General features: G+C 41.3%; 27 protein-coding genes. 15 read left to right on the top strand and 12 right to left on the bottom strand.

Annotated features, from left to right (window positions below):
* Positions 1 to 3: 3 nt before the first annotated feature.
* Positions 4 to 765 (bottom strand): uroporphyrinogen-III C-methyltransferase, encoded by a 762-nt coding sequence (cobA, locus tag SKC38_RS00135; protein ID WP_377974078.1) that lies wholly within the window; start codon positions 763 to 765, stop codon positions 4 to 6.
* Positions 766 to 1,149: 384 nt separating this feature from the next.
* On the opposite strand from cobA, the gene nirB reads away from it, so the two are divergent.
* Genes nirB through SKC38_RS00100 form a run of 7 tightly spaced genes read left to right on the top strand, consistent with a single transcriptional unit; the run spans position 1,150 to position 12,242 of the window.
* A complete protein-coding gene (gene nirB, locus SKC38_RS00130) occupies positions 1,150 to 3,645 on the top strand; it encodes a nitrite reductase large subunit NirB (RefSeq protein WP_377974077.1) in 2,496 nt (831 codons plus the stop codon).
* A 7-nt stretch (positions 3,646 to 3,652) separates the two neighbouring features.
* Complete coding sequence (gene nirD / locus SKC38_RS00125; protein ID WP_377974076.1) at positions 3,653 to 4,009, top strand: nitrite reductase small subunit NirD; 357 nt, start codon at positions 3,653 to 3,655, stop codon at positions 4,007 to 4,009.
* Positions 3,996 to 5,486 carry an alginate export family protein gene (locus tag SKC38_RS00120; RefSeq protein ID WP_377974075.1) on the top strand — a complete coding sequence of 497 codons (1,491 nt, stop codon included), beginning with the start codon at positions 3,996 to 3,998 and terminating at the stop codon, positions 5,484 to 5,486. Before nirD ends, SKC38_RS00120 begins: the two co-directional genes overlap by 14 nt.
* Positions 5,487 to 5,506: 20 nt before the next feature.
* Positions 5,507 to 6,787 carry an MFS transporter gene (locus SKC38_RS00115; RefSeq protein ID WP_377974074.1) on the top strand — a complete coding sequence of 427 codons (1,281 nt, stop codon included), beginning with the start codon at positions 5,507 to 5,509 and terminating at the stop codon, positions 6,785 to 6,787.
* 10 nt (positions 6,788 to 6,797) lie between these two features.
* Complete coding sequence (locus tag SKC38_RS00110) at positions 6,798 to 10,316, top strand: molybdopterin-dependent oxidoreductase (protein WP_377974073.1); 3,519 nt, start codon at positions 6,798 to 6,800, stop codon at positions 10,314 to 10,316.
* 4 nt (positions 10,317 to 10,320) lie between these two features.
* Positions 10,321 to 10,809 (top strand): nitrate reductase associated protein, encoded by a 489-nt coding sequence (locus tag SKC38_RS00105; protein WP_377974072.1) that lies wholly within the window; start codon positions 10,321 to 10,323, stop codon positions 10,807 to 10,809.
* Complete coding sequence (locus tag SKC38_RS00100) at positions 10,806 to 12,242, top strand: rubredoxin (protein ID WP_377974071.1); 1,437 nt, start codon at positions 10,806 to 10,808, stop codon at positions 12,240 to 12,242. Before SKC38_RS00105 ends, SKC38_RS00100 begins: the two co-directional genes overlap by 4 nt.
* Here the strand turns inward: SKC38_RS00100 and SKC38_RS00095 are convergent.
* A complete protein-coding gene (locus tag SKC38_RS00095) occupies positions 12,211 to 12,786 on the bottom strand; it encodes a molybdenum cofactor guanylyltransferase (RefSeq protein WP_377974853.1) in 576 nt (191 codons plus the stop codon). The two genes, SKC38_RS00100 and SKC38_RS00095, sit on opposite strands and share 32 nt — an antisense overlap.
* A complete protein-coding gene (locus tag SKC38_RS00090; RefSeq protein ID WP_377974070.1) occupies positions 12,783 to 13,058 on the bottom strand; it encodes an Rdx family protein in 276 nt (91 codons plus the stop codon). The genes SKC38_RS00095 and SKC38_RS00090 overlap by 4 nt, the downstream gene beginning before the upstream one ends.
* 189 nt (positions 13,059 to 13,247) lie before the next feature.
* Here SKC38_RS00090 and SKC38_RS00085 point away from each other — a divergent pair, with 189 nt between their 5' ends.
* Genes SKC38_RS00085 through SKC38_RS00070 form a run of 4 tightly spaced genes read left to right on the top strand, consistent with a single transcriptional unit; the run spans position 13,248 to position 16,406 of the window.
* Positions 13,248 to 13,760: a DUF3237 domain-containing protein gene (locus SKC38_RS00085; protein ID WP_377974069.1), complete on the top strand. Its 513-nt coding sequence runs from the start codon at positions 13,248 to 13,250 to the stop codon at positions 13,758 to 13,760.
* Entirely contained in the window at positions 13,760 to 14,866 is a 1,107-nt protein-coding gene (locus tag SKC38_RS00080) for an alpha/beta hydrolase (RefSeq protein WP_377974068.1), read from the top strand. The genes SKC38_RS00085 and SKC38_RS00080 overlap by 1 nt, the downstream gene beginning before the upstream one ends.
* Positions 14,856 to 16,025 carry an MFS transporter gene (locus tag SKC38_RS00075; RefSeq protein WP_377974067.1) on the top strand — a complete coding sequence of 390 codons (1,170 nt, stop codon included), beginning with the start codon at positions 14,856 to 14,858 and terminating at the stop codon, positions 16,023 to 16,025. The genes SKC38_RS00080 and SKC38_RS00075 overlap by 11 nt, the downstream gene beginning before the upstream one ends.
* Before the next feature lie 3 nt (positions 16,026 to 16,028).
* A complete protein-coding gene (locus SKC38_RS00070; RefSeq protein WP_377974066.1) occupies positions 16,029 to 16,406 on the top strand; it encodes a SpoIIAA family protein in 378 nt (125 codons plus the stop codon).
* Between the two features lie 82 nt (positions 16,407 to 16,488).
* Here the strand turns inward: SKC38_RS00070 and SKC38_RS00065 are convergent, their stop codons facing one another.
* The 5 genes from SKC38_RS00065 to hisH are packed head-to-tail and all read right to left on the bottom strand — an operon-like array spanning position 16,489 to position 19,513.
* Entirely contained in the window at positions 16,489 to 16,827 is a 339-nt protein-coding gene (locus SKC38_RS00065; protein ID WP_377974065.1) for a phage holin family protein, read from the bottom strand.
* A gap of 1 nt (position 16,828) precedes the next feature.
* Entirely contained in the window at positions 16,829 to 17,425 is a 597-nt protein-coding gene (hisIE, locus tag SKC38_RS00060; RefSeq protein ID WP_377974064.1) for a bifunctional phosphoribosyl-AMP cyclohydrolase/phosphoribosyl-ATP diphosphatase HisIE, read from the bottom strand.
* Positions 17,426 to 17,438: 13 nt separating this feature from the next.
* A complete protein-coding gene (gene hisF / locus SKC38_RS00055) occupies positions 17,439 to 18,194 on the bottom strand; it encodes an imidazole glycerol phosphate synthase subunit HisF (protein ID WP_377974063.1) in 756 nt (251 codons plus the stop codon).
* Complete coding sequence (gene hisA / locus SKC38_RS00050) at positions 18,188 to 18,922, bottom strand: 1-(5-phosphoribosyl)-5-[(5-phosphoribosylamino)methylideneamino]imidazole-4-carboxamide isomerase (RefSeq protein WP_377974062.1); 735 nt, start codon at positions 18,920 to 18,922, stop codon at positions 18,188 to 18,190. Before hisA ends, hisF begins: the two co-directional genes overlap by 7 nt.
* A 3-nt stretch (positions 18,923 to 18,925) precedes the next feature.
* A complete protein-coding gene (gene hisH / locus SKC38_RS00045; protein WP_377974061.1) occupies positions 18,926 to 19,513 on the bottom strand; it encodes an imidazole glycerol phosphate synthase subunit HisH in 588 nt (195 codons plus the stop codon).
* A gap of 85 nt (positions 19,514 to 19,598) precedes the next feature.
* Here hisH and SKC38_RS00040 point away from each other — a divergent pair, with 85 nt between their 5' ends.
* Positions 19,599 to 20,264, top strand: coding sequence for a TVP38/TMEM64 family protein (locus SKC38_RS00040; RefSeq protein WP_377974060.1), 666 nt, complete (start codon positions 19,599 to 19,601; stop codon positions 20,262 to 20,264).
* Here the strand turns inward: SKC38_RS00040 and SKC38_RS00035 are convergent.
* The 3 genes from SKC38_RS00035 to SKC38_RS00025 form a co-directional block, all read right to left on the bottom strand.
* Positions 20,261 to 20,545 (bottom strand): hypothetical protein, encoded by a 285-nt coding sequence (locus SKC38_RS00035; RefSeq protein WP_377974059.1) that lies wholly within the window; start codon positions 20,543 to 20,545, stop codon positions 20,261 to 20,263. The two genes, SKC38_RS00040 and SKC38_RS00035, sit on opposite strands and share 4 nt — an antisense overlap.
* A gap of 62 nt (positions 20,546 to 20,607) precedes the next feature.
* Complete coding sequence (locus tag SKC38_RS00030; protein WP_377974058.1) at positions 20,608 to 20,856, bottom strand: hypothetical protein; 249 nt, start codon at positions 20,854 to 20,856, stop codon at positions 20,608 to 20,610.
* Positions 20,857 to 20,908: 52 nt separating this feature from the next.
* The gene (locus SKC38_RS00025) at positions 20,909 to 21,301 is read right to left on the bottom strand and encodes a Dabb family protein (RefSeq protein WP_377974057.1); all 393 of its coding nucleotides are present in this window, start codon (positions 21,299 to 21,301) and stop codon (positions 20,909 to 20,911) included.
* A 33-nt stretch (positions 21,302 to 21,334) separates the two neighbouring features.
* Here SKC38_RS00025 and SKC38_RS00020 point away from each other — a divergent pair, with 33 nt between their 5' ends.
* From SKC38_RS00020 to SKC38_RS00010, 3 genes are all read left to right on the top strand, one after another.
* The gene (locus SKC38_RS00020; RefSeq protein ID WP_377974056.1) at positions 21,335 to 22,021 is read left to right on the top strand and encodes a Rossmann-fold NAD(P)-binding domain-containing protein; all 687 of its coding nucleotides are present in this window, start codon (positions 21,335 to 21,337) and stop codon (positions 22,019 to 22,021) included.
* A gap of 39 nt (positions 22,022 to 22,060) precedes the next feature.
* Positions 22,061 to 23,581 carry a 2,3-bisphosphoglycerate-independent phosphoglycerate mutase gene (gene gpmI, locus SKC38_RS00015; RefSeq protein ID WP_377974055.1) on the top strand — a complete coding sequence of 507 codons (1,521 nt, stop codon included), beginning with the start codon at positions 22,061 to 22,063 and terminating at the stop codon, positions 23,579 to 23,581.
* Positions 23,582 to 23,679: 98 nt separating this feature from the next.
* Positions 23,680 to 24,339: an acetyltransferase gene (locus tag SKC38_RS00010; RefSeq protein ID WP_377974054.1), complete on the top strand. Its 660-nt coding sequence runs from the start codon at positions 23,680 to 23,682 to the stop codon at positions 24,337 to 24,339.
* A gap of 176 nt (positions 24,340 to 24,515) precedes the next feature.
* Here SKC38_RS00010 and SKC38_RS00005 read toward each other — a convergent pair.
* Positions 24,516 to 25,339, bottom strand: an 824-nt coding sequence (locus SKC38_RS00005; protein ID WP_377974053.1) for an IS3 family transposase, incomplete at its 5' end; no start/stop codon positions are given.

The raw sequence follows: 25,339 nt of genomic DNA, 5'->3' as shown, positions 1-25,339 counted from the left end.
GGCTTAAATTGAGGCTATTTCTTGTTGGACTATGCGGCTTAATTTTTCTGGATACAAGGATACGACATCGCCTATGAGTATGATGGCAGGATTGCTTAAGCCTTCAGCTTCACTGCGAAAAAGAATATCTTTCACAGTTCCAATGACCATTTTTTCATTCGGCCTCGTACCATTTTGAATAATGGCCACGGGGGTATCTTGCTTTCCACAAGACCGAAAGATATCCATGATTCCTTCAAGTTTACTCATCGCCATTAATATAACAACGGTTGCTGTGGAACGTGCAGCCCATTGAATATCTGTCGATATGTCACCATTGGCAGTAGTTCCAGTTGTCACCCAAAAGCTTTCATTTATTCCGCGGCATGTCAATGGTATTCGATTTGATGCAGCTACAGCTAGTGCACTTGAGATGCCAGGTACAATTCGGACTTCCATCCCCGCGGACTCGGCAGCTTCAATTTCTTCTTGCGCTCGACCAAAAACGAAGGGGTCCCCTCCTTTAAGTCGAACTATGTTTTTATTTTGCTTACTTAACTCAACAATGCGATCATTGATTTCGGCTTGAGATAGGTAGTGGCAACCAAATCGTTTTCCAACAAATTCAATAATACAATCAGCTTTAGCATATTCTAGTAATTCGACATTTGCCAGTGCGTCATGTAAGATTACATCCGCTGCACCGATTGCGCGAATAGCTTTTAATGTGATTAATTCAGGGTCTCCTGGACCTGCTCCGACCAAGGTTAATAGTGATTTCTTCATGATGGTTATTGGACTAATCTTGGTATTGTTCAATTTTATTTAAGTCGATTTTTTTGGTGTCGAGCAAATCTAAACATTGAAGATTGATTATTGTAATATATTTTGAAATTTTTTAAAAAACTTTCATTTTTAGGTTTAAAAATTAAGTTGATTTGCAATAAATTTTGCAAAATCGATAAAAATAGGTTTAAAATAAAGCAAATATTTCTTGTTTGTAAAATTTTTGTCATAGATATTTGTTCCGTAATCAAGCATATAAATACATTATTGGAGCAAAATCAGGAGTCATTCTTGTTGTTATCATTTTGCATTTAGCTTGAATTTATTTGTGCGATTGAAATATATATTTGAATAGTACAATTATTGTTCCTAAAATTTAGCATTATGAAAATTATCATCGTTGGAAATGGCATGGTTGGCTTTAAACTTTGTGAAAAGTTGGTTGCGAAATCCACAAAATCACTAGATCTTATTGTCTTTGGAGAAGAAATGAGGCCTGCTTATGATCGAGTTCACCTCAGTGAATTTTTTAATGGAAAGTCAGCTGAAGAACTCCAACTGGCTCCTTCCTCTTGGTATGCAGATAAGGGCATCGAATTAATTATTGGAGATCCTATTTTAGAAATTGATCGGAAAGCAAAAAGTGTGCGCTCATATCTAGGTCGAGTTGCATATTATGATTATTTGATCCTTGCGACTGGTTCCGCAGCTTTCGTTCCACCGATTCCCGGTATTGAAAAAGCGGGTGTCTTTATCTATCGTACTATCGAAGATTTAGTATTGATGCAATCATGGGCTCCTAAAGCAAAAACTGGGGCAGTGATAGGAGGTGGATTATTAGGGTTAGAGGCAGCAAAAGCTATGATTGACTTGGGTGTTTGCGATACGCACGTGATTGAATTTGCCCCTCGATTAATGCCTAGGCAAATCGACGATGCGGGCTCTTCTCTGTTGCAGGGTAAGCTGGAATCACTCGGTTTAACCATTCATACGTCTAAAAATACCCAAGAAATTTTAGGGGAATCCGCTATTTCTGGTATGCAATTTCAGGATGAAAGTATTCTTCCTGTGGACATGCTCGTGATTTCAGCTGGGATCAAACCCCGTGATGAGCTAGCTCGTGCATGCGGGCTGGAAGTGGGGCCTAGAGGAGGAATTGTTGTTAATCAATATATGCAAACGTCTGATCATCATATATTAGCAATAGGCGAATGTGCTTTGTATGAAGGGATGATTTACGGCTTGGTTGCCCCAGGATATGATATGGCTGAAGCCGCAGTTTCAACCTTGTTGGGCTTAGAAAAGACATTCCAGGGTTTTGATATGAGTACAAAACTTAAACTGATTGGAGTAGATGTGGCCAGTTTTGGTGATCCTTTTGTAACGGGTAATGATGCTCACACCATTGTTTTTGAAGATAGAAATAAAGGTATTTATAAGCGTGTCAATATTAGTCCTGATGGGAAAGAATTGTTAGGTGGTATATTAATCGGAGATGCAGACCAATATAACATGTTGTTACAAACATGTAAAAACAAAGTGGTTTTGCCTCCTAATCCGGAGGATATTCTTTTGGGGGCGCGTGGGGGAGAGCACGATGGAGGGGCAGGTGTTACTAGTTTGCCTGATGAGGCCGTGATTTGTAGCTGTGAAGCTGTGAGCAAAGGAGATATTTCCAGTCATGTGCTTGAAGGGGCTGCCACGTTAGACGATATTAAAAAATGTTGTAAGGCAGGAACCGGCTGCGGTGGTTGTGTTCCTATGGTCAAAGATATTATTAATCATACTTTGAAGGCGCAAGGAATATATGTGCGAAATGTGATCTGTGAACATTTTGAGTTTAGTCGGCAAGAATTAATGGATCTTATTCGTTTACATGACCTTCGTTCCTATGATGAAGTATTAACTGTGCATGGTCAAGGAGATGGTTGCGAGACGTGTAAGCCATTAGTAGCTTCCATTCTCGCTAGCCTATGGAATGAATTAATACTCGATAAAGGCAATGATACTGCGCAAGATAGTAATGACCGTTTCTTAGCCAATATTCAAAAAGGAGGCACTTATTCCGTAGTTCCACGTATCCCTGGTGGTGAAATAACGCCTGATAAGTTGATTGTCATAGGTCAAGTTGCCAAAGAATTTAACTTATATACCAAAATTACAGGAGGTCAGCGAATCGATTTATTTGGTGCTCACTTGTCAGATTTGCCTACAATCTGGGAACAATTAATTGCTGCTGGTTTTGAAAGTGGACATGCTTATGGTAAGGCTTTGCGAACCGTAAAAAGTTGTGTTGGGAGTACATGGTGTCGTTTTGGCTTACATGATTCCGTTTCCTTCGCCATTCAAATTGAGGAGCGTTACAGAGGAATCCGTGCTCCGCATAAAATTAAAGGAGGTGTTTCTGGTTGCATTCGCGAATGTGCTGAGGCGCAAAGTAAAGATTTTGGAATCATCGCCACAGAAAAAGGATGGAATTTACATGTTTGTGGGAATGGCGGATCGAAGCCGCAACATGCGCTTTTATTAGCGAGTGACTTGGATAGTGAAACGTGCATTCGCTACATCGACCGATTCTTAATGTTTTACATTAAGACGGCTGACCCTCTTACCCGAACAGCTACTTGGTTAAATAAACTAGAGGGTGGAATGGATTATCTGCGTAACGTAGTAGTCAATGACAGCTTAGGCTTAGGGGCAGAACTAGAAACTGAGATGCAATCATTGGTCGATAATTATGTCTGTGAATGGAAGGCCGCAGTTGAAAATCCTGCATTCAGAAAACGCTTCAGTCACTTTGTGAACGCACCTGAAGAAAAAGACCCCACAGTACAATTTGACGAATTACGTGAACAAAAAATGGCGAAAGCCTGGAAATAATATAGCTATGGTAGATACAATGAATGACAAGTGGATTCACGCTTGCTCGGTACAAGATGTTCCTGAGAATGGAGGCGTATGTGTTAAAGTAGCTGACTTACAAATCGCTTTATTCCATTTTAAGCGAAGAGGTGAATGGTATGCAACACAAAATGAATGTCCACACCGGCATCAAATGGCATTAAGTCGAGGGATGATAGGATCCCAAGGAGATGAGCCCAAAGTGGCATGCCCCTTTCACAAAAAGACCTTTTCTTTAAAAACAGGAGAATGTCTGAGTGGTGATGAATGCGCCATTAAAACCTATCAAGTACGTGTGGATGATGATCAAGTTTTCCTAAGTATTACGGATGATGAACTATAAATTACTTTGGATATTTCTGCTTTTCGGATGCCAGGCATTCGGACAGCTAACTTGGTCGGGCCAACTTCGTAACCGTGCTGAATACCGCGATGGGTTTGGAACTTTGCGCCTTAATACGAATGAACCGGCTTTTTTTATATCACAGCGGGCTAGGGTGACAAGTGCATTTAAAAGTAATCGAGTACAATTTCAAGCATCAATTCAGGACGTGCGTGTATGGGGTCAAGATGCCTCTACAATTTCTACTGCTGAAGGTGCTCGTTTAGGTATCCATGAGGCATGGGCTGAAATTTCTTTGATGAACAAAAAAGACACTAGTTTGCCGGGATTCGTAGAGTACTTGGGTCTGAAGATTGGCCGGCAAGAATTAGTCTATGACGATTCCCGACTTTTAGGTAATCTGGATTGGTTGCAACAAGCTCGCCGACATGATGCGATGGTCTTCAAAATGCTTCACAAAGGATGGCGTGTTGATTTTGGTATTGCATATAATCAAAATACTGATGCATTTCAAACAGATGGCACCTATTATGTACCAGGAAATGTCTTGCCATATGTCAAGGATAGTAAAGGTAATTTAGTTCCAACCCCGTCGGGTTTTGTTCCATTGATTGCAGCCAATGGTATATCTAGCAAGACAGGTTCTGCTGGGTTAATAAATCCTCCTTCTACAAATGCATTAGGTCAAAATTATAAATCGCTTCAATTTTTATATTTGGCAAAAAATATTGCAAAAGCCAAGTGGTCTGGGCTAGTCGTTAGCGACCAGTTTGGTGCTTTTCAAGTGGACTCATTACGTACAATTGCAGGAAAGGATACGGCATATATATATGGGCGACGTTACCATTCGAACACCCTTCATGCCAGATGGACATTGGGTTCAACATTAACGATTCCATTATCAAAAGTCATTCAGCTTTATGCTGCGATGTATTATCAAACGGGTCATGACAAGGATGGACTTAATTTGAATGCGTACACTTCTTCTTTCGCGCTCACATATCAGCCAAAACAGATAGCATATGTAGCGGGTTGGGATTTGGTTTCGGGTAATGATGCATTTGATAGCTCGAAAATGAATCGGAGATTTGACCCATTGTACGGAACTCCACATAAGTTTTGGGGATTGATGGATTATTTCTATGCAGGAACAGGTTCTCCCAAAGGAGGGTTATCTGATGCATATTTAAAGGTCAAATACCAGTCTTCGAATAAACGATTTAATTCAGGAATCGACCTCCATTATTTCGCTTTGGCGGCAGATCAAAAAGCCATGGATGGACAGAAAATAGATCCTTATCTCGGGTTTGAGATGGATTGGGTAAGTACCTATTCCCTGAATAAATTCAGTACACTCGAATTTGGTTATTCGTTCCTACATGCTAGTGACTCTATGGTCCTTGCGAAGGACTTAAATCCTGGCACCGCACAGAAAAAGGCCTCTTGGGCCTACCTACAATTGAATGTTATTTTTTAATCCACCTAAATGTATACAAGATGAATACGATTAAACCTCTCGAAAAATTAAGTATTTTTTCTTTCCGTGGCGTACAAATGCGCACGTTTCACATCACTTGGATGACTTTTTTTGTTTGTTTTTTTGGATGGTTTGGTTTAGCACCATTGATGCCAACAATCAAAGAAACCTTGCATTTGACGAAACCTCAAATCGGAAATATCATCATTGCCTCAGTTTCGGGAACTATTATAGCACGATTGCTAATAGGGCGGTTATGTGATACATGGGGACCTCGGAAAACCTATACTGCATTATTGTTAATCGGGTCTATCCCTGTCATGTGCGTGGGATTAGCAGATAGCTACACGAGTTTTTTATTGTTTCGATTAGCCATAAGCATTATAGGCGCATCATTTGTTATTACGCAATTTCATACTTCCATGATGTTTTCAGCTGCATTGAAAGGAACAGCAAATGCAGTCGCTGGTGGTTGGGGAAATTTAGGTGGTGGGGTGACAAACATGTTAATGCCAATCGTTTTTTCAGTGATTGTTGGCTTTGGATTTGTGAAAGCGGATGCTTGGAGGTATGCGATGATTTTGCCTGGTGTGATGATGCTTATCATGGCTTTTGTTTATTTTTATTTCACTAAAGATACACCAGCAGGGAATTACGATGAGATTGAGCGCGAAGTTCAAGCGAAAACAAAAACAGATTATTCCGTACTTAAGGATTGGCGAGTTTGGGCTTTGGCATTATCCTATGCTGTTTGTTTTGGTATGGAGATTACATTTGATAATGTGGCAGCATTGCATTTTGTTCAAGAATATAAATTAAGTCAAAGTGCTGCTGGTTTCTGGGCTGGGGCTTTCGGTTTTATGAATATTTTTGCTCGCGCACTTGGGGGCATATTTGCTGATCGGGTGGGACGAAGCTATGGAATGCGAGGAAAAGGTTTGTTGTTAGCATCTGTTTTATTGTTGGAAGGTCTAGGTTTGCTACTTTTTGCTAATTCAGGAAATATGACATTAGCAATTTTGTCAATGGTCACTTTTGCTTTGTTCTTAAAAATGGCTAATGGAACTACCTATGCTATTACTCCTTTTATTAACACAAAAAATGTTGGACTGGTGAGTGGTGTGGTAGGGGCCGGCGGAAATGTTGGAGGTATGTTATTTGGATTTTTATTTAAAAGTGAAACCATTACTTATATGCAAGCCTTTGGGTACATCGGTCTTATTGCTATAGCTGTTTCGGTGATTGTTTTTATTACCCGTTTTTCGGAATCCAAAAAGTCGGTAGAATTACATTTGGCTTAAATATAAAACGATGGAGAAACACCTGAAAGCCGGTTTTACACAGCACCAAAGCACTTGTTGTTATTGCGGTGTTGGCTGTGGTGTATCTATTCAAAAAGATCCATTAGGTCGGCTGCACGTAGAAGGGGAAAAAGGTCATCCAGTCAATGATGGCAAACTGTGCAGTAAAGGAATGAATTTACATTATACCGTTAACGATTCCTCTGATCGATTACTTTATCCAGAAATTCGATATGGCAAAAACCAAGCCCGAAAGCGGGTTAGTTGGGATCAAGCCATGGAACGCACAGCTGCCGTATTTAAGGCTCTGATTAAGCAATATGGTCCTGATTCTGTCGCATTTTATGCATCAGGTCAATGTCTTACCGAGGAGTATTATGTGATTAATAAGTTGATTAAGGGGTATATCGGTAGTAATAATATTGATACTAACTCACGCCTTTGTATGAGTTCTGCTGTTGTTGGGTATAAGTTGAGTTTAGGAGAGGATTCTGTGCCTGTTTCTTTTGAGGATTTAGATTTCGCGGATGTACTATTTGTTGCAGGGGCAAATCCTGCTTGGTGTCATCCCATACTTTGGAGGCGCGTTGAAGCGGCCAAGGAACGAAATCCTCAACTTAAAATCATTGTCAGTGATCCACGCAAGACGCAAACTTGTGAACTAGCTGATATTCACCTTCAGGTCAATCCTGGAACAGATATTGTTTTGCATCATGCTATTGGTAGACTAATAATCGAAATGGGGGCGGTTGATCAACATTTTATCCAGCAACATGCGGAAGGATTCGAAGCATATCGCGAATCTGTTTTTTTGCGAACTATTGAGGAGGCGGCTTTGATTTGTGGAGTTTCAACAGCAGCTATAGAACAGACAGCAAGTTTTATAGCTGGAGCAAAGGCTTATATGAGTATGTGGACTATGGGCCTCAATCAAAGTGCTGTGGGGGTGAACAAAAATCTTTCGTTGATTAATCTGAATTTAATTACGGGGCAAATAGGCAGGCCCGGGGCTGGACCACTTTCATTGACGGGTCAGCCTAATGCGATGGGTGGCCGAGAGGTGGGTGGTTTATCGAATTTATTACCTGCACATCGTGATTTATTGAATTCAGCTCACAGGGAAGAGGTAGAAGCATTTTGGGGCGTACCTTCAGGTCGGATTGCATCGAAACCAGGTTTAAGTGCAACGGAAATGTTCAGTGCTTTAGAAGCGGGGACCTTGAAGGCTGTTTGGATTATATGTACTAATCCCTTGACGAGTATGCCTGATGTGCATCTTGTTGAGGCTGGTTTGAAAAAAGCCAAATTTGTTGTTGTACAAGAAATATCGAATTGTGCTGAAACATTAGCATATGCTGATGTAGTTTTTCCTGCGGCTGCGTGGGCCGAAAAAGAAGGAACGATGACTAATGCAGAAAGGCGTATTTCCTACTTACCTAAACTAGTTGATGCACCAGGGGAAGCACTCCCAGATGCGACCATTATTTGCCGATTTGCCCAAGAAATGGGTTATGCTGGTTTCAACTTTAATCAAACTCGTGAGATTTATGATGAACATGCTCAATTAACTGCTGGGACACACATCGATATAAGTGGCTTGAACTATACAATCTTAAAAGAAAAAAGAACAGTACAGTGGCCATACCCTAGCGGTTCTAAAGGAGTTGGAACACCTCGTTTATTTACAGACCATCACTTTTATACTGCTTCTGGTAAAGCCCAAATCCATGCCGTATCAGATGAAAATACTTCTGAAAAGTGTAGTGATGAATATCCATTTATCTTAAATACAGGTCGGATAAGGGATCAGTGGCACACGATGTCAAAAACTGGGAAAGTGAATAAATTGAAACAACATCTATCTGAATCATTTTTGGAAATACATCCATCGGATGCAGCTAGACTTGGAATTCAAGAAGCGACTTTAGTGGAAGTTAAAAATAAGCGTGGATTTGTTCGGGTTAAAGCCAAGCTTAGTCAGAACATAAAACCTGGAGGTGTCTTTATGCCTATGCACTGGGGAAAAATTGCGGGTCGAGATGATAATCGCGTGAATAACTTGACATCTTCACTTGTGGATCCGAAAAGTAAAGAGCCTGATTTTAAATTTTCGGCTGTTTCGGTTCAAGCCTTCATCAAACAGAAGCAAAAAATAGTCGTTATAGGTGCCGGTGCTGGCGCATGCGGATTTGTAAAGTCGTATCGATTAGCCAATTCGGAAGACGAAATAGTTGTATTCAGTAAAGAGGATTTGCCATTTTATAACCGGGTTTTATTACCCGATTATATCAATGGGACATTACCATGGATGAATTTAGTGAAGATGTCGGACGATGAGGAAGTTGAGCATGCCATTACCTTGCATCGGGGATTAGCAATCAAATCCATTAATCGCGAAAATAAATCAGTAACTGACTCGAACGGGGATATCCATGCATATGATATTCTGATATTAGCGACAGGAAGTCGGCCTGCAATACTAAAGGATTTGCCACCTTTACAAGGAATTTTTACGATGCGTAGTAGGCCGGATGCTGACCGCTTTCGAGCGCATATAGATCCAACGAAGGGCCCGGTTATTATTGTTGGTGGGGGATTGCTGGGTATTGAATTGGCCGCTTCATTGGAGGAAATGCGGATACCTGTAATTTTGGTGCACCGAAATTCAAGATTTATGGATCGTCAACTGGATCCATTGGGGAGTCAATTGTTGCATGAAGAATTAGTAGATCGAGGGATATCTATCCATTACAATGACGAAATAGAACGCGTATTGGGTACCTATGCCGTAGAAGGTGTCCGACTAAAAAGTGGCTTGACATTACAAGCTCAGGGAATTGTAATTGCAATTGGTACAATTCCTAATATTGAATTGGCAAAAGAGGCGGATTTACTTACTCAACGTGGGGTATGTGTGGATGAATATTTACAGACGAGTGATCCTTCTATTTTTGCTATTGGTGAAATTGCCGAATGTGCAGGCTCGTTGTATGGGATTACTGCGGCCGCAGAACAACAAGCAGAAGTGGTTGCTCGTTACCTCAGTGGAGATATTTCAAAGCAATATTCGGGATCATTATTGATGAATATTTTGAAAATGCAGGGGACGGATTTATGTTCCATGGGGGTAGTTGAATGTCCTAAAGACCCGGCTTATGAGGAGGTGATTTTTGTGGATAAGGCGAAACGATATTATAAGAAGTGTATCATTCACAACGACCGACTAATTGGAGCCATTTTGATAGGAGATAAAAGAGAGTTCCTAGAATTTCGAAATTTGATTGAGCAGAAAATTGAGTTAAGCGAAAAGCGGTTACTTTTATTGCGATCAGGTGAAACATCTGAGCCTGTCATAGGAAAATTGATCTGCTCTTGCAATGGGGTCGGGGAAGGGAATTTGATCGCTAAAATTGAAGCGGGATGTACGGATCATCTGCAATTATGTCAGTTAAGTGGGGCGGGCATGGGTTGTGGAAGTTGTCGGCCTGAAGTTAAATCAATTTTGCAACGAAATTTGAAACAATCGTAATCTTATGGAACCATCTATTTTCTTAGGTAAATCAGGTATAGAATATTTCATGTTTGAAGAAGATTTCATGGAAGCGAACATGCGTTGTATACCCATGGCAGTTCGTTTTAAATTAGACGCTGTGCGTATAAAGTTGAAATTAGCCGCTTGGGCAAAGTTTAGCTCGGACGAAAAGTTAGCATTGGCCTTGTACGCATGTGAATCCAAAGCAGATCAAGCACTTTATGCTCATTACTTGTCTCAGTTGATTGAAAAATATACGGGTCAAGCAGCAGCAGAGTTACCAGCTGAAAAAATATTGGATGCTTGGCATCAAGGACCCGAAGTGCCTATCAGGATGGCTGCCAAAGCTCGTGAGTTCGGTTGGGAAATATCGGTAGGTGCTTGGAATGGCTTGAGTAATTTGCAACGATTCAGTTTATTAAAATTGACAAATCCCAGTCATGAAAATAAAAATTTTCCCATTGCGATGCATGAATTTGGATTAGTATGAGCTATGTAAAGATTAATTTTCTTGGGGGGATTATTTCGCCTGGGGATTTGTTGGAAATATTAAACATCCTGGATCGATTGAAAATTCGGCAGGTTCGCTTTGGTTTGCGTCAGCAGCTTTTGATACCTTTGGAAGCAGATATGGTAGGAGATTTAGTGTCGATTTTAGACCAAACAGAAATTCGGTTTGAAATCAACGAGGAATTATATCCAAATATTGTAAGTTCTTATCCAGCTGAAGAAGTTTTTATTCAGGATACTTGGCTTAGTGAAGGTGTTTACCGAGACATATTGGATGGAATTGATTATTTACCCACTTTGAAAATCAATATTTCAGATAGTAATCAAAGTTTTACACCTTTATTGACTGGAAATATAAATTGGGTAGCGTCAGCAACTGAAGCACATTTTTGGCATTTGTTTATTCGATTTCCCAAAACTAATGTGATTTATGAATGGACCTCAATTGTATATACGCAGGATGTAGCAAGCTTTTCGAAAAATTTAGAGGAATTAATACTCGCTGATCGTGAATCATTTTATGATCAGGTAGAGGCAAATGGAGAGCAATTAATGTCACGAATGGAATTGAAAGATTTTGTCATTCGTTCGGCGATTTTGCCCGCTCAATTGCCAGCATTTAATTTGCCTTATTATGAGGGCTTGAATCGATACAATAATCGATATTGGTTAGGGATTTATAGGCGAAAAGAATTGTTTAGTTGTGATTTTTTAAGGGAGGCTTGTCAATTGTGTTTGGATACAAAAGTTGGCCAAATGGGATCTACACCCTGGAAAACATTAATGATTAAGGGGATAGAGGAAAAGGATAAAGGCGCATGGAATTTATTGCTTGAAAAGCATCAAATTAATATGCGACATGCCGCAAATGAGCTAAATTTTCAATTAGAAGATCATAGCCCTGCAGGTTTGGATTTGAAACAGTTTTTGGTCCGCCAATTGAGTATCGAAGATACACGATCATTCGGCCTGAGCATTGGGATCAAAACTCGACCGAAAAGCGAGGTATTTGGTGGCATTGTCATTCGATCTAGACCCATTTTATGGGGATTATTTCAGGTTTATGATATCATGTGCGCACATGATTTTAATCCAAATCAGCGTACGGGCTCTTTGTTTTGCAAGGGAGTACCTAAATTTGTTTTGGGAGAACAATTGCGTCGTGCAATTTTGTCATTTTATAAATTTCGAACTTCCCAAGTTCAACAATCGCTTTTACCCGATATACGTATACACGAAAATTTAAAAGAGGATAGGTATTTTTGTCAGAATTGTTTAAGCCGGTACGATCCAGCCTATGGCGATATAGGCAAAGGTATTACGGTGGGTACGTTTTTTGAAGATTTGCCTTCGGATTATTGCTGTGAATTATGTGAATCGCCTAAGTCAGCATTTCACTTGGTGGGTAATTAAAGTTGGTAAAACATGCAATTTCATCTTTCGGAATATTTAGAAATGCTGTTTTGTGCCTTTTAAGCAAACTCATTAAACTAAATTTTTCGGGTGGATTCGCTATGATTTTGGCTAAAATATGTGCTGAATAGATTGCACAAAGGGGCTCTGGTTTGGCTTGATTTCCATACACCCATATCTCATGTTTTGTATCATTTGCTTGAAAAGAAATGAGGTGTGAGATCTGCATAACTTGTAGGTGAAGAAGATCAGAAGCAATTACCAAAATATTTTCGCTTGGAAATCGGACATGTGCACTCAAAAGACCTTTTAGTGGGCCCTCAACATAGATATTTTCGAGATCCTCCAACAAGTCTTTTGGAGGGAAAAGTTCTGAGTATGATTTCCTTTGTCTCGTATTTATACTAATGTAGCAAGTTAATTGGGATTCAATTAATAATTGTTGTGCTTTTTTAGCCCAGGAATTCCCGCATTCGTCATGCATAAGGCCTTTGTCTTGTCCCATTCGAGAACTCTTGCCGCCAGCTAAAACGAGACCTATCATTTGTCGCTGTGCCCTAAGGGTTTTTCCGGACAAACATAATCCCGAACAAGTTGTTTGATTATCTTGATTTCCTCAAAACCCCCATTTGTTTTTCGGTCAAAGAGGACATCGTCTTCGCAAAGGATGGCGAATTCACCAGCTGTATCACTCGGCTCGAGGCAAATGCCACCAAGTTCTTTTTCGAATGTAGTTAAGAGTTCTTGAGCAACATACGTTGCCCGTAATAACCAATGGCATTGTGGACAATAACGAATACGTAGTTTCTTTTTCATTGAGTTTTATACGCTGCCGGTGGTCACCGACCCCGTCAGCGTATCGCGAAGTTAGCAGATTTCGGAGAAATTAAGCCTCCAATTTCTTGATAAAATGCTTTTTAGCCATCGAAAATTCCTTATTTCCCCGTAGCTTTGGCAATCCTCCCAGGTTTGCCAAAGCTAAGTGAGGGAGATAAATCTAAACCCATGAAAAAAATTATCATCTTGCTGATATTCAGTATGACTACCGTCTTTGCTCAAGACGCCCCCAAACTCGAATTTTTCTGCGAATTGCAAGTAAAACTTAGTCCCGCACTAACCGTAGGTGAAACGGCCCATGGAACGCGTCGGATTATTCCTATTATTGGTGGGACAGTGGATGGCCCTGGAATTAAAGGAGAGATTTTTAATGGAGGTGCCGACTGGCAAATAGTCCGGAAAGATGGTGTAGCGGAATTGGAAGCGCATTATCAATTCAAGGCAGATGACGGATCCATCATTTATGTGAAAAACATTGGTGTTCGTGTTGCAACTCCCGAAGTCGCAGCGCGTATTGCCAAAGGTGAAAAAGTGGATGCCAGTCAATATTATTTCCGCGCGATTCCCAAATTAGAAGCTCCTTTAACGAGCAAATATGCTTGGATCAATGATACCATTTTTGTTTGCACCGGCGAACGCATGCCTGATGCTGTGAAAATCCGAATTTATAAATTACTCTAATGAAGCAAATAGCAATTTTATGCCTGCTAGCCCTTTCGCTACATGCACAAAAGGCGGTTGACCTGGGCGTTCTCAAGGGTGGCGATTATCAAGTACACATCCCAGCAAATTGGAACAAAAAGCTAATCATGTATGCACATGGTTACCAGTTCATGGGCACCCCACCAGCTAGCGCAAATGCTCAGTTGGCCCAACGACTAAAACCTTTTTTAGATCGCGGTTTTGCGATTGCTGCCTCGGATTATCCCATTCAAGGGTTCGCTCTGGCTGAGGGTGTTGATGCCACGGAAGAATTGCGCCAAGCGTTTGTTAAAAAGGTGGGCCAACCGGATTCCACGTTTATGGTGGGGCATTCGATGGGCGGCGGGATTACGGTTGCGACATTGGAAAATTTTGGGCAGCATTACCAAGGCGGTTTACCCCTTTGCCCTTTGGCTTCTAGACCTTATCTACAATGCCGCAAAGAATATGACATGTATGCGACGTTTAATGGGCTTTTTCCGGGGATCGTTCCTAGCTTGAAGGAAATTTTTGACCCAACAAGCGCGATACAATTTGTTTCATTTGCTCAAGCAGGTTCGCGCATGGCGGCCATCAAACAAGCCATTTTAGCTAAAGATTCCGTACTAGCAGTCGCTTTTGCGAAACGCTTTGATTTGAAATTAGCTGATTTACCAGGTTCTTTATTTTTCAACCAAAATGTGTTGCGTGATTTGGCATTAAAATTCAATGGTAACCCATTTGACAATACGCAAACGGTCTATTCTGGATTTCCGGATAATCTGGAAGTAAACAGAAAAGCAGAGCGTTTGGCATCCACGCAGGATCCGCAGAAACTTTTCGCGCGCTACGATCGGACTGGGAAAATCGATAAGCCAATCGTGCTAATGCACACAATTTATGATCAATTGATTCCTGTTTCTTATGCGGTTACGAATCTCGAAAACATGATTCATGCGCAGGGTCGTGGGAAATATTTTACGGTCAAATACACGAATGGACAGGCACATTGCCAATTTACAGATAAACAAACGGGTGAGGCTTTTGATGCCTTGCGTAACTGGGTTAAAACGGGCGTGAAGCCTTCTTTTGGATATGTCAACTAAGCAATACCTCACAATTTTCATTTGTTTTTTAATGAATATGTTGGATGGCATGGACGTGCTCATCATTTCCTATGCCGCTCCTGCTATTGCGAAAGCTTGGAGTATTAGTCCCGCCAACTTGGGGGTTGTATTCTCTTCGGGTCTTGTGGGTATGACCGTAGGGGCTATATTTTTAGCACCGTTTGCCGACCGGATTGGTAGGAAATCCACGATGCTGATTGCGGGATTATTAATGGCTACTTGTATTTATGCGACATCTTATGCCACGGATGTGAATTTGTTGATGATTTTTCGCTTCATCAGTGGTTTGGGCATTGGTGCGATGATGGCTACGACGGCGGCTTTAACTGCTGAAAATTCACCTGTTTCGACCCGAAATTTTTGGGTGAGTACGGTGGTTGCGGGTTATCCGGTGGGTGCCGTTTTATCAGGTTTAGTTGCTGCGACGGTTATCAAAACATCAGGTTGGGAGCATCTCTTTGAACTAGCAGGCTTAGCGACATTTTTGTCATTACCGCTGGTTGGGCTATTTATCAAAGAGTCATTTGCAGCTTCACAGAGCGCAGAAGAAAAGCCAAGTGTTCAAATTCTGGTCAAAGAGCCTTACCGAATTTCTACGTTTCAGTTGTGGGCCGCATTGTTTTTAGCTTTCGCTACCTTGTATTTTATGTTGAATTGGATTCCCAAATTAGCTACGAATGCAGGGCTTTCCATGTCGGCAGCCATTTACGCCGGAACCGTTTTTAACCTAGGTGCCATTGTGGGCATACCGATGCAAGGTTATTGTTCGTCGCGTTTTGGCTTAAAGAAAACGATTGGGACGATTTTACTTTTTACGGCGGTGACTATGTTGTCTTTTGGCTTCTTCGTGCATTCGCCTTATGTGTTAGTGATATTCTTTTTGATGGGCTTTGGCGTGCAAGGCGGATTTGTGGGTTTATATGCGGTGGCCGCAAGTATGTATCCTACGTATATTCGCACGACGGGCGTTGGCTGGGCGATTGGTGCTGGCCGATTGGGCGGAATTATCGGTCCGATTTTAGGGGGATTATTGGTCGCTTGGGGCCTAGATATGACGCAAAGTTTTTGGGTATTTGCGATCCCAGCCGCTTTTGCAGGATTAATGACTTTTCGTATTTCTTCGAAAGATATCAGTTAATTTATGCAGCTTATAGAAGGGGAAATCGCCAATTACCGTTTAGATGAATCAGGAATTCTGTATTCCTATTCCAAATCTGTTTTGCGCACAGTTCCTTTGATGGAAAGGAATAAGGAATTGGTCAAAAGCATTGCGGGAGATAAGCCGGTGCCTTTATTAATCTTTTTAAAAAACTCGCCGATGCCCGACAAGACTACTCGGGATTATTCCAAATCGATTCTTCCCGAGATCTATTCGGCAATGGCTATGGTGTCAAAGCCCGGACTGTCTACCTTGATTATGAAGCTTCTTTTTGCCTTTCAAAAGCCCCCCATTCCCATGAAATCTTTCACAGATGAGGAAACAGCAAAGGCATGGTTGTTAAGTTTATCGAGTAATTGATAATCGATTTTTGTTTGACTGAATTGGCTTATGCAAACACTACCTTTGGCAATCCTCCAAGGTTTGCCAAAGGTAAGGGGGATTATTTCGTAAATAGCCCTACAAAAGAGTTCGTAATTCCCACCACAAAACTGAAAATTAAAGGTGCAATGAATCCATTCACGTTAAAGCCATCGACGTAGGCTTCCACGATGTAAACCATCGCTACCGTAATCACCAAAGAAAATAATCCCAAGGTCATGAAAGTGATCGGGAAACTGATAATTTTTAAGATGGGTTTCACGAAGGAATTTAAAAATCCCATGGCTAGAGCAACCACTAAAGCTGCGGTAAATCCATCGACAGTAATTCCTTTTAAATAACGTGGAATGATTAATACCACGCAAGCAATGATGATGTAACGAATGATAAATCCAATCATATTATTTCTGATGTCTAGCTTGTAATGTCTTTACGATTTCTTCCAAACCGATTCCACGATCCTCTAATAAAACCAAAAGGTGGAAGATTAAATCCGCCGCTTCGCCTTTGAATAATTCGTCATTGTTCATAAGTGCCTCAATCACCAATTCCACGGCTTCTTCACCCACTTTTTGGGCAACTTTGTGTGTGCCCTTTTGGAATAATGAAGCTGTGTAAGATGTGTCTGCTGAGGCATTTTTACGTGAACGAATCACATGCTTCAATTGATCCAACCATGCGGCATTGTCCGCATTAGATTCGTTGAAACAAGTGTCAGCTCCCGTATGGCACGTTGGCCCTGCAGGCTTTACTTGAATCAAAATCGTGTCTTGATCGCAATCAATAGCCACACTGACCACATCTAGATAATTTTCTGAAGTTTCTCCTTTGGTCCAAAGACGATTCTTGGAGCGGGAAAAAAAGGTCACCCGTTTTTCAGCAATCGTTTTGGCATAGGCCTCTTCATTCATGTAACCTAACATCAAGACTTTCAAGGTGCTTACATCTTGAATAATGGCAGGTACTAATCCTTTGGAAAAATCGGGTTGTAAACTCATAAGGGTTAAATTATTAAATCCGCATCGGAATTCCTTTGTTCGCTAAGTATTTTTTCAATTCGATAATCTCAATTTCCTTGAAGTGGAAAATACTCGCTGCCAATCCGGCATCCGCTTTTCCCTCCGTAAAAACCTCATAAAAATGCTCCATACTTCCCGCACCACCTGAGGCAATAATGGGGATGGAAGACTGCGCTGATACCCGACTCGTCAAGTCGTTCGCGAAGCCAGCTTTGGTTCCATCAGCATCCATGGATGTTAATAATATTTCACCCGCCCCACGTGACTCGACTTCTTTCGCCCATGCCATCGTTTGAATTTCGGTGATTTTTCTTCCTCCGTGCGTATGTACCCAATCATTGCCATCCACAAAGCGTGTATCAATCGCCACGATGATGCATTGCGACCCGAATTGCAATGCTAATTCGTCCACTAATTCTGGCCGACGAACCGCCGATGAATTAATCGACACCTTATCAGCACCCGCATTCAATAAGGCAGAAACGTCCTCGATGCTACTGATTCCACCACCGACGGTAAAAGGTATGTTGACATGACGTGCCACTTCACGAACCAAGTTGACCAAAGTCTTTCGGTTGTCAACGGTCGCTGTGATATCTAAAAAAACCAATTCATCTGCTCCCTGTTCCGCATAGAGTGCACCCAATTCAACGGGATCACCCGCATCGCGCAAGTCCACAAAGTTGGTCCCCTTCACAGTCCGACCTTCTTTTATATCCAAACAGGGAATAATTCGTTTCGTTAGCATAGGGATTCTTTGGCAAATGTGGCTAAATCTTCAAGCGTAATGCGACCTTCGTAAAAGGCTTTTCCAACAATCACACCGAATAAATTCATGGAACGTAATTGTTCCAAATCTTGCATATTGGCCACTCCGCCACTCGCAATGATGTTCATTCCGGGATTATTGGCCTGAATTTTTTCATATAAATCAAAACTCGGTCCTTGCAACAATCCATCTTTCGCCACATCCGTCGAAATAACGTATTGCGCACCTGCCCCTTGGTAGTCGGTCAGGAAATCAAAAATGGAGATGTTGGAATTTTCTTGCCAGCCCGATACGGCGATTTGCTCGTTGTGTGCATCGGCACCTAAAATGATTTTATCTGTTCCGTATTTTTTGAACCAACCGTGTACGAGTTCAGGATTGCGAACGGCAATACTTCCTGCGGTGATTTGTGCTGCACCGGCAGAAAATGCTCGGTCGATCATGGCATCGGATTGTACTCCGCCACCAAAATCAATGTGTAATGAAGTATTTGAAGCAATGCGCTCCAAGACAGCGGCATTGACAATTTCTTTCGCTTTGGCTCCATCTAAATCCACCAAATGCAAACGTTGAATGCCCGCCCCTTCGAATGCTTTTGCAATTTCTAAAGGGTCAGAGCTGTAAACTTTCTTTTGTTGGTAATCCCCTTGCGTTAATCGAACGCATTGTCCTCCAATAATATCGATGGCTGGAATGAGTTGGAACATAGATTAAAGCGCTAAGAAGTTTTGAATGATTTTTTGTCCGGCCATGCCCGATATTTCTGCGTGGAATTGTGCCGCATAGAAATTGTCTTTTTGCAACATGGCAGAAAAAGGTTGCACATAGTCGCAAGTGGCTGTCGTATAGGGATTTACGGGCGCATAAAAGGAGTGAACGAAATAAACGTATTCTTCTTTTTTGAGTCCTTCCATCAAGATATTTTCACCTTGAGCTTGAATGGAATTCCAGCCAACGTGCGGTATTTTTAGATCTGAGCTAACAAAGCGTTTCACGGGCACATCAAAAACACCCATGCAGGTTGTGTTATTTTCTTCGGAATCCCGGCATAACAATTGCATCCCGATGCAAGTTGCTAAAACGGGTTGTTTCAGCGAAGGAATCAATTGATCTAAGCCTTTTTCGCGTAAGTAGGCCATAGCCGTACTCGCCTCACCAACCCCAGGAAAGATGACTTTATCTGCAGAACGAATTACTTGCTCGTCATCTGTCCATTGGTATTTCATCCCGATTCTGTCCAAGGCGTACATGACCGATTGCACATTTCCGGCGTTGTATTTGATGATTGCGATTTCCATGGATGAATTTTAATGGGGCAAAATGCCCTGCAAAGGTAGGGAAAAGGGCTTGGATTATGAAAAGAAGCGTATATTTGTTGGCCTTATGCCAAAAAATCGTCGCATCATTCTTGAAACGCTTTACCTTCTCTGGATGGGAGCGTTACCCGTGCTTTCGAGTGTGTTGTTGGGTTATTTTGCCTTGTCGAATCCCACATTTTTTACAGAATTTTCACCTACGGAATATGTGTTATTTTGGGTGAGTGCTGTTTTTATCATGGGGCTGGCTCTATGTCCAACGACCTTTTTTGCCATGTTTACGGGCTTTGTTTGGGGCTGGACAGGCTTGTGGCCATTGATTATCGCTTATGCCATCGCGTCTTTGTTGGGCTATTTCTTAGCTCGAAAAATGAAAGGAGATGCGCTGATCGAACTGATTCGGGTTAAGTTTAAAGCAGGGGATTTTCTCGCAAATGTACAGGCGCAATCCTTTGCTTGGGTGTTTTTAGCCCGCTTATCTCCCATATTTCCTTTCGCTATCACGAATGCATTAATGGCATTTTTGGGTGTTCCTTTGCGTCAATTTTTTGTAGGTGGAACTTTGGGTATGCTTCCGCGAACACTGATTGCTTTGTGGACCGGTACACAGGCGGCCTCCTGGGCAAACTTACTCAATCATCCCGAAATGCTTCGTTGGCAAGATGTCGCGAGCTTAGGAATGCTATTCATTTCCGTCATCGGGATGTTTGTGCTCGTAAAGCGAAAAGCCTAATGTTTTAAAAACAGGTATATAAAACCGAACATCGCGACGAGCTGACCCACCCAAAATGTAAACATCCAACGAAGAATATTTTTTTTCGTATCGGCTATTTTCGTTAATAATTTCAACTCCAGTTCCATGAGTCGAACATCTAAGTATTCCTTCGTGACGAAGTTCTTAGTTCGGTCCTCGATGGTTTCTTGAATGACATCTACAAATTCCATGGCATCTTTTTCCACTAAGTGGAGTTTTTTATGCACTAATTGATACAGTTGAATTGATTTCGCTTCCATGTTTCAAACCTACAAAAACACGCTAGATGAGTCAATTCGATACAAGAATAGACCAATAATTATCAGTTTTTTATTAGGGAAACAATCATATACGTCACAGCTGCTTGTCCCACCCAAAAAATAAACATCCATTTTATTAGTTCGCTTTTTGCTTCTGAAACAGTTTGATGTACAAAATCCTTTATAACAAACTCCTGCGTAGATTCCTTGACTTCTGCCTGAAGTCCATTGATAAATTTCATGCCATCTTGCTCGCCTAAATGCAATTTGGCTCGAACTAATTGATATGATTTTCGAGTGTGTGGTTTCATGCCCTAAATGTAGGGCCCCATATCAAGCGAGTCAATTCGTTTTTCGACTAATTTATAACAATTCAGAATCAATGACTTGAACTTTTCCCCAGAGGTGCTTGTTGTCATCGATGAACTTTTTGTGCAAAGGATGATATAAGTATTCCGATTCTTTTGTCGCGTTATCGAATACTAAAACGACAGAAAAAGTATAACTTCCATCCGTTGCACCTTTGTCAAATTCTGTAATGATTGGTCGGCCTACGTGCGCTTGCTGGATCATAGGCAGAGTACCTAATTGTTTCAACGCCGCTAATAATTGGGCTTTTTCGGCTTCATTACCTGGGTTTTTGGCCCAAAATAAGACATGGTGAACAAAGGTCATAGCGGATTTTGCATTGGGTAAAAGGCTGCTAGCTGCAGTTGCCAAGCCGGCTTGTTGGAGGAAGTTTCTTCTAGAAGTCATTAAATAGGTATTTAAATATTATTCAAGTCTACGATGGAAATTTTACAAAAGCAATTAATCATAACCGGTGCTACAGGCATGGTAGGCGAAGGCGTCTTACATGAAGCCATTCAGTCGCCCTTCGTGAGCCAAATTTTAGTCATTAACCGCAAACCCTGTGGTGTGACTCATCCCAAGGTCAAAGAATATCTACTTCCTGATTTTTTAAAACCAGAAGAAATGCGGGATGCAATCAAGGGTTATGATGCATGCCTATTTTGTCTTGGGGTTTCTTCCGTGGGGATGAAGCCGGATGAATACAAGCAAAAAACCTATGATTTGACCTTAGGCTTTGCCAAAGTCTTGCATGATGAAAATCCGAATATGTCATTCAGTTACATTTCAGGAGCCGGGACTGATTCAACCGAGCAGGGTCGTTTAGCCTGGGCGCGTGTCAAAGGAAAAACGGAAAATGATTTGTCTAAACTGGGTTTTGGTGATTATTATTCCTTCCGTCCGGCTATGATTCAGCCGACGCCCGGCTTGAAAAATGCCTTGGCCTTTTACAAATACATCAATTGGCTTTTCCCGATTCTCAAATTATTCGTGCCTAATTCAGCCTGTACCCTACAAGAATTAGGGTATGCCATGTTGGAAGCAAGTATTTTTGGCTCTCCAGTTAAGACAGTTGAAGGAAAGGATATTTTGGCATTCGCCAAACAAATGCGTGCGCGTTTATAGCTTTTTGGCTATTTTTGTTAGATAATTAAATATACTCCCGTGAATAAGAAAGTCGTACTCATGATTTTAGACGGTTGGGGAATTGCCACCAACCCAAAAGTTTCAGCGATTGATGCTGCAAAAACGCCCTTTATTGATTCGTTATATACGAAATATGCGCATTCAAAATTGGAAGCGTCTGGTGAGGCCGTAGGTCTTCCCGAAGGCCAAATGGGAAATTCCGAAGTGGGTCACATGAATTTAGGTGCTGGCCGTGTCGTATATCAAAATCTAGTACGTATCAATAAAGCCGTTCGCGAAAATACATTAGGGCAAGAGCCTGAATTAGCGAAAGCATTTGACTACGCAAAAAAAGAAAATAAATCGGTCCATTTCATGGGCTTAGTTTCTGATGGTGGTGTACATGCCCACATCGAGCACTTGAAATCTTTATTGACATCTGCTTCTGAAGCAGGTTTATCCAATGTATTTGTTCATGCATTTACGGATGGCCGTGATACGGATCCTAAATCAGGGATGAAATTCATGACGGATTTGGTTAACCATACGAAGAAAACAGGTACTGCCGTAGCTTCCGTAACTGGTCGATATTTTGCGATGGACCGCGATAACCGTTGGGAACGTGTTGCCTTAGCCTATCACGCCATGGTAGATGCAGAAGGAACACCTACACAAGATGTATTGGCTTCTATCCAAGCAAGTTATGATGCAGGCGTAACAGATGAATTTATTAAGCCAATCATTGCAACAGATGCTGCAGGAAAGCCTTTGGCCAAAATTGCTTCAGGTGACGTTGTTATCTGTTTCAACTTCCGTACAGACCGCGGAAGGGAAATTACACAAGCGCTTACGCAACGTGATTTCCACGAGGAGAATATGCACAAATTGGATTTGTATTACTTGACGATGACGGAATACGATAAGGAATTCCAAAATGTGAAAGTAATTTTCAACGATTCCAATTTGCCGATGACGATGGGTGAGGTGTTAGAAGGAGCTGGTAAAAAGCAAATTCGTATCGCCGAAACGGAGAAATACCCACACGTGACTTTCTTCTTTTCAGGAGGTCGTGAGCAATTGTTTGAAGGCCAACAAAACATCTTGCGTAATTCACCGAAGGTAGCGACCTATGACTTGCAACCGGAGATGTCGGCAGCCGATTTACGTGATGCCTTGATTCCTGAATTAGAGAAGGAAGAGGTTGATTTTGTTTGTTTGAACTTCGCTAATCCAGACATGGTGGGGCATACAGGTGTTTTTGAAGCCGTTGTGAAGGCTGTTGAAACTGTGGATGCCTGTGCGGAAGCTGTTGTCAAAGCAGGTTTAGCGCATGGCTATTCTTTCATTATTATTGCGGACCATGGTAATGCTGACGTCATGATGAACGAAGATGGAACGCCTAATACGGCTCACTCGACGAATTTGGTGCCATGTATTTTGGTAGATAATGATTTTCATCCAACGCTTCAAAACGGAAAATTAGGCGATGTGTCTCCTACAATCTTGAAAATGATGGGCGTAGCTCAACCGAAAGAAATGACGGGTGTGCCTTTGTTTTAATCTTTCCTAAAGGAGTTTTGACCATTGGATAAATAACCATTATTAATTACACGGTAATTGGAGAATCTCTAATTACCTTTGTTGCATTAAATTTAACTATGGCTAAAGTCATTATTTTTGGTAATACGCGTACTGCTGAACTTGCACTCTATTATTTGCAAAATGATTCCGATCATGAGGTTGTTGCGTTTACTGTTGAGCAAGATTACATTCAGGAACCTACGTTTCACGGCTTACCTTTAGTCCCCTTTGAGACGCTTGAGTCGATTTATCCACCTTCGGAATATAAGTTCTTTGCTCCCATGACGGAAAAGAATATGAATCGGGTTCGTGCACGCGTATATGAACAAGGATTAGAGAAAGGATATTCCTACATTTCCTACATCAGTTCGCATGCCACGGTTTTAACAGATAAAATTGGAGACAATTGCTTCATTTTGGAAGATAATACAATTCAGCCTTATGTAACGATTGGAAATGATGTAGTGTTATGGTCTGGAAATCATATAGGCCATCACGGTACGATTGGTGATCACGTATTCTTTACATCCCATGTCGTACTTTCGGGTGGATGCCAAGTAGGCGATTATTGTTTCATCGGTGTGAATGCGACAATTAGAGACCAAAGTGTTTTGGGTGAAGGAACCTTGATTGCGATGGGGGCGAATTTAACCCGTCAGAAGACAGAGCCATGGAGTATTTGGAAAGGAAATCCTGCGGAGAAAGCCGCAATTTCCAGTAAGGATATCAAGATATAAAAAAAGCCCTTCGTTTGTAGACTGCCCCCAAAAGTTGGACAAAGTTAGTAATTAATTATTATTGTGATGAGCTCGGTATTGCACCGGGCTCATTCCGTTGACCTGCTCCCCGTGGTATGTACAACCTAAACTGGAGTTTCGGGGTTATTTGACCTGCTCCCCGTGGTATGTACAACCTAAACTGGAGTTTCGGGGTTATTTTCATGTAATATAATAAATTCTTGCGGACTTAAATTATTTAATGAACTATGTGGTCGAAAAAGGTTGTAATCCCATTTCCATGCTTCAATTTTCTCTTTCGCATCCTCTAAATTTAAGAACCAATTGATGGAAAGACACTCATCTCTAAATTTTCCATTAAACGACTCAATATACGGATTGTCTGTGGGTTTTCCTGGTCTAGAAAAATCAATAGTCACCTTATTTTCATATGCCCATCTATCCACCTCCTTGGAAATAAATTCACTACCGTTGTCACATTGAATCCGATCTGGAATACAATTTTCATCCTGTTTTATTTGCTCCAATTGGTCAGCCACATCCTGTCCCTTAAGCGATTTGCCTACGAATAATTGCAAGCATTTTTTACTGTAGTTGTCCACTACACTTAAAATTCTAAATCGCGTTCCATTATACAATGCATCTTGCAAAAAATCCATACTCCAAACCTTGTTAATACTTGTGTTTTCTACTCGTTCTAATCGATGAGCACCTGATCTATTCCTGCGAGGACGCTTTCTTCTTAAATTCAAGCCTTCCTCCTTATAGATGCGGTAAATTCGCTTATGATTATCAGCAAATCCTTCGCGACGAAGCACTGTGCAGATTCTTCTAAAACCAAATCGAATACGTGTATTGGCAATTTCATGTATCCGCATTCTCAGCAAACGATCTTCCCTAGGTTTGGATGTATAATAATATATCGACCGAGCCAATAACATACACATACAAGCTCTGCTTACAGAAATTCGATAATTTTCAATGAGCCATTCTGACAATT

Source organism: Aquirufa echingensis (assembly GCF_042714525.1).
Taxonomy (GTDB): domain Bacteria; phylum Bacteroidota; class Bacteroidia; order Cytophagales; family Spirosomataceae; genus Aquirufa; species Aquirufa echingensis.
Note: the sequence above shows the minus strand (reverse complement) of the source record. Positions and strands in the feature narration are given on the sequence as shown.

Coding starts and splice junctions, on each gene's coding strand:
- SKC38_RS00035 (WP_377974059.1), bottom strand. CDS start 20,545: ATGGAAGCGAAATCAATTCAACTGTATCAATTAGTGCATAAAAAACTC.
- SKC38_RS00120 (WP_377974075.1), top strand. CDS start 3,996: ATGATGAACTATAAATTACTTTGGATATTTCTGCTTTTCGGATGCCAG.
- SKC38_RS00065 (WP_377974065.1), bottom strand. CDS start 16,827: ATGATTGGATTTATCATTCGTTACATCATCATTGCTTGCGTGGTATTA.
- SKC38_RS00025 (WP_377974057.1), bottom strand. CDS start 21,301: ATGACTTCTAGAAGAAACTTCCTCCAACAAGCCGGCTTGGCAACTGCA.
- SKC38_RS00070 (WP_377974066.1), top strand. CDS start 16,029: ATGCAGCTTATAGAAGGGGAAATCGCCAATTACCGTTTAGATGAATCA.
- SKC38_RS00090 (WP_377974070.1), bottom strand. CDS start 13,058: ATGAAAAAGAAACTACGTATTCGTTATTGTCCACAATGCCATTGGTTA.
- nirB (WP_377974077.1), top strand. CDS start 1,150: ATGAAAATTATCATCGTTGGAAATGGCATGGTTGGCTTTAAACTTTGT.
- hisF (WP_377974063.1), bottom strand. CDS start 18,194: ATGCTAACGAAACGAATTATTCCCTGTTTGGATATAAAAGAAGGTCGG.
- SKC38_RS00110 (WP_377974073.1), top strand. CDS start 6,798: ATGGAGAAACACCTGAAAGCCGGTTTTACACAGCACCAAAGCACTTGT.
- hisH (WP_377974061.1), bottom strand. CDS start 19,513: ATGGAAATCGCAATCATCAAATACAACGCCGGAAATGTGCAATCGGTC.
- SKC38_RS00075 (WP_377974067.1), top strand. CDS start 14,856: ATGTCAACTAAGCAATACCTCACAATTTTCATTTGTTTTTTAATGAAT.
- nirD (WP_377974076.1), top strand. CDS start 3,653: ATGGTAGATACAATGAATGACAAGTGGATTCACGCTTGCTCGGTACAA.
- SKC38_RS00100 (WP_377974071.1), top strand. CDS start 10,806: ATGAGCTATGTAAAGATTAATTTTCTTGGGGGGATTATTTCGCCTGGG.
- SKC38_RS00030 (WP_377974058.1), bottom strand. CDS start 20,856: ATGAAACCACACACTCGAAAATCATATCAATTAGTTCGAGCCAAATTG.
- SKC38_RS00020 (WP_377974056.1), top strand. CDS start 21,335: ATGGAAATTTTACAAAAGCAATTAATCATAACCGGTGCTACAGGCATG.
- SKC38_RS00080 (WP_377974068.1), top strand. CDS start 13,760: ATGAAGCAAATAGCAATTTTATGCCTGCTAGCCCTTTCGCTACATGCA.
- hisA (WP_377974062.1), bottom strand. CDS start 18,922: ATGTTCCAACTCATTCCAGCCATCGATATTATTGGAGGACAATGCGTT.
- cobA (WP_377974078.1), bottom strand. CDS start 765: ATGAAGAAATCACTATTAACCTTGGTCGGAGCAGGTCCAGGAGACCCT.
- SKC38_RS00115 (WP_377974074.1), top strand. CDS start 5,507: ATGAATACGATTAAACCTCTCGAAAAATTAAGTATTTTTTCTTTCCGT.
- SKC38_RS00010 (WP_377974054.1), top strand. CDS start 23,680: ATGGCTAAAGTCATTATTTTTGGTAATACGCGTACTGCTGAACTTGCA.
- SKC38_RS00105 (WP_377974072.1), top strand. CDS start 10,321: ATGGAACCATCTATTTTCTTAGGTAAATCAGGTATAGAATATTTCATG.
- SKC38_RS00085 (WP_377974069.1), top strand. CDS start 13,248: ATGAAAAAAATTATCATCTTGCTGATATTCAGTATGACTACCGTCTTT.
- hisIE (WP_377974064.1), bottom strand. CDS start 17,425: ATGAGTTTACAACCCGATTTTTCCAAAGGATTAGTACCTGCCATTATT.
- SKC38_RS00095 (WP_377974853.1), bottom strand. CDS start 12,786: ATGATAGGTCTCGTTTTAGCTGGCGGCAAGAGTTCTCGAATGGGACAA.
- SKC38_RS00040 (WP_377974060.1), top strand. CDS start 19,599: ATGCCAAAAAATCGTCGCATCATTCTTGAAACGCTTTACCTTCTCTGG.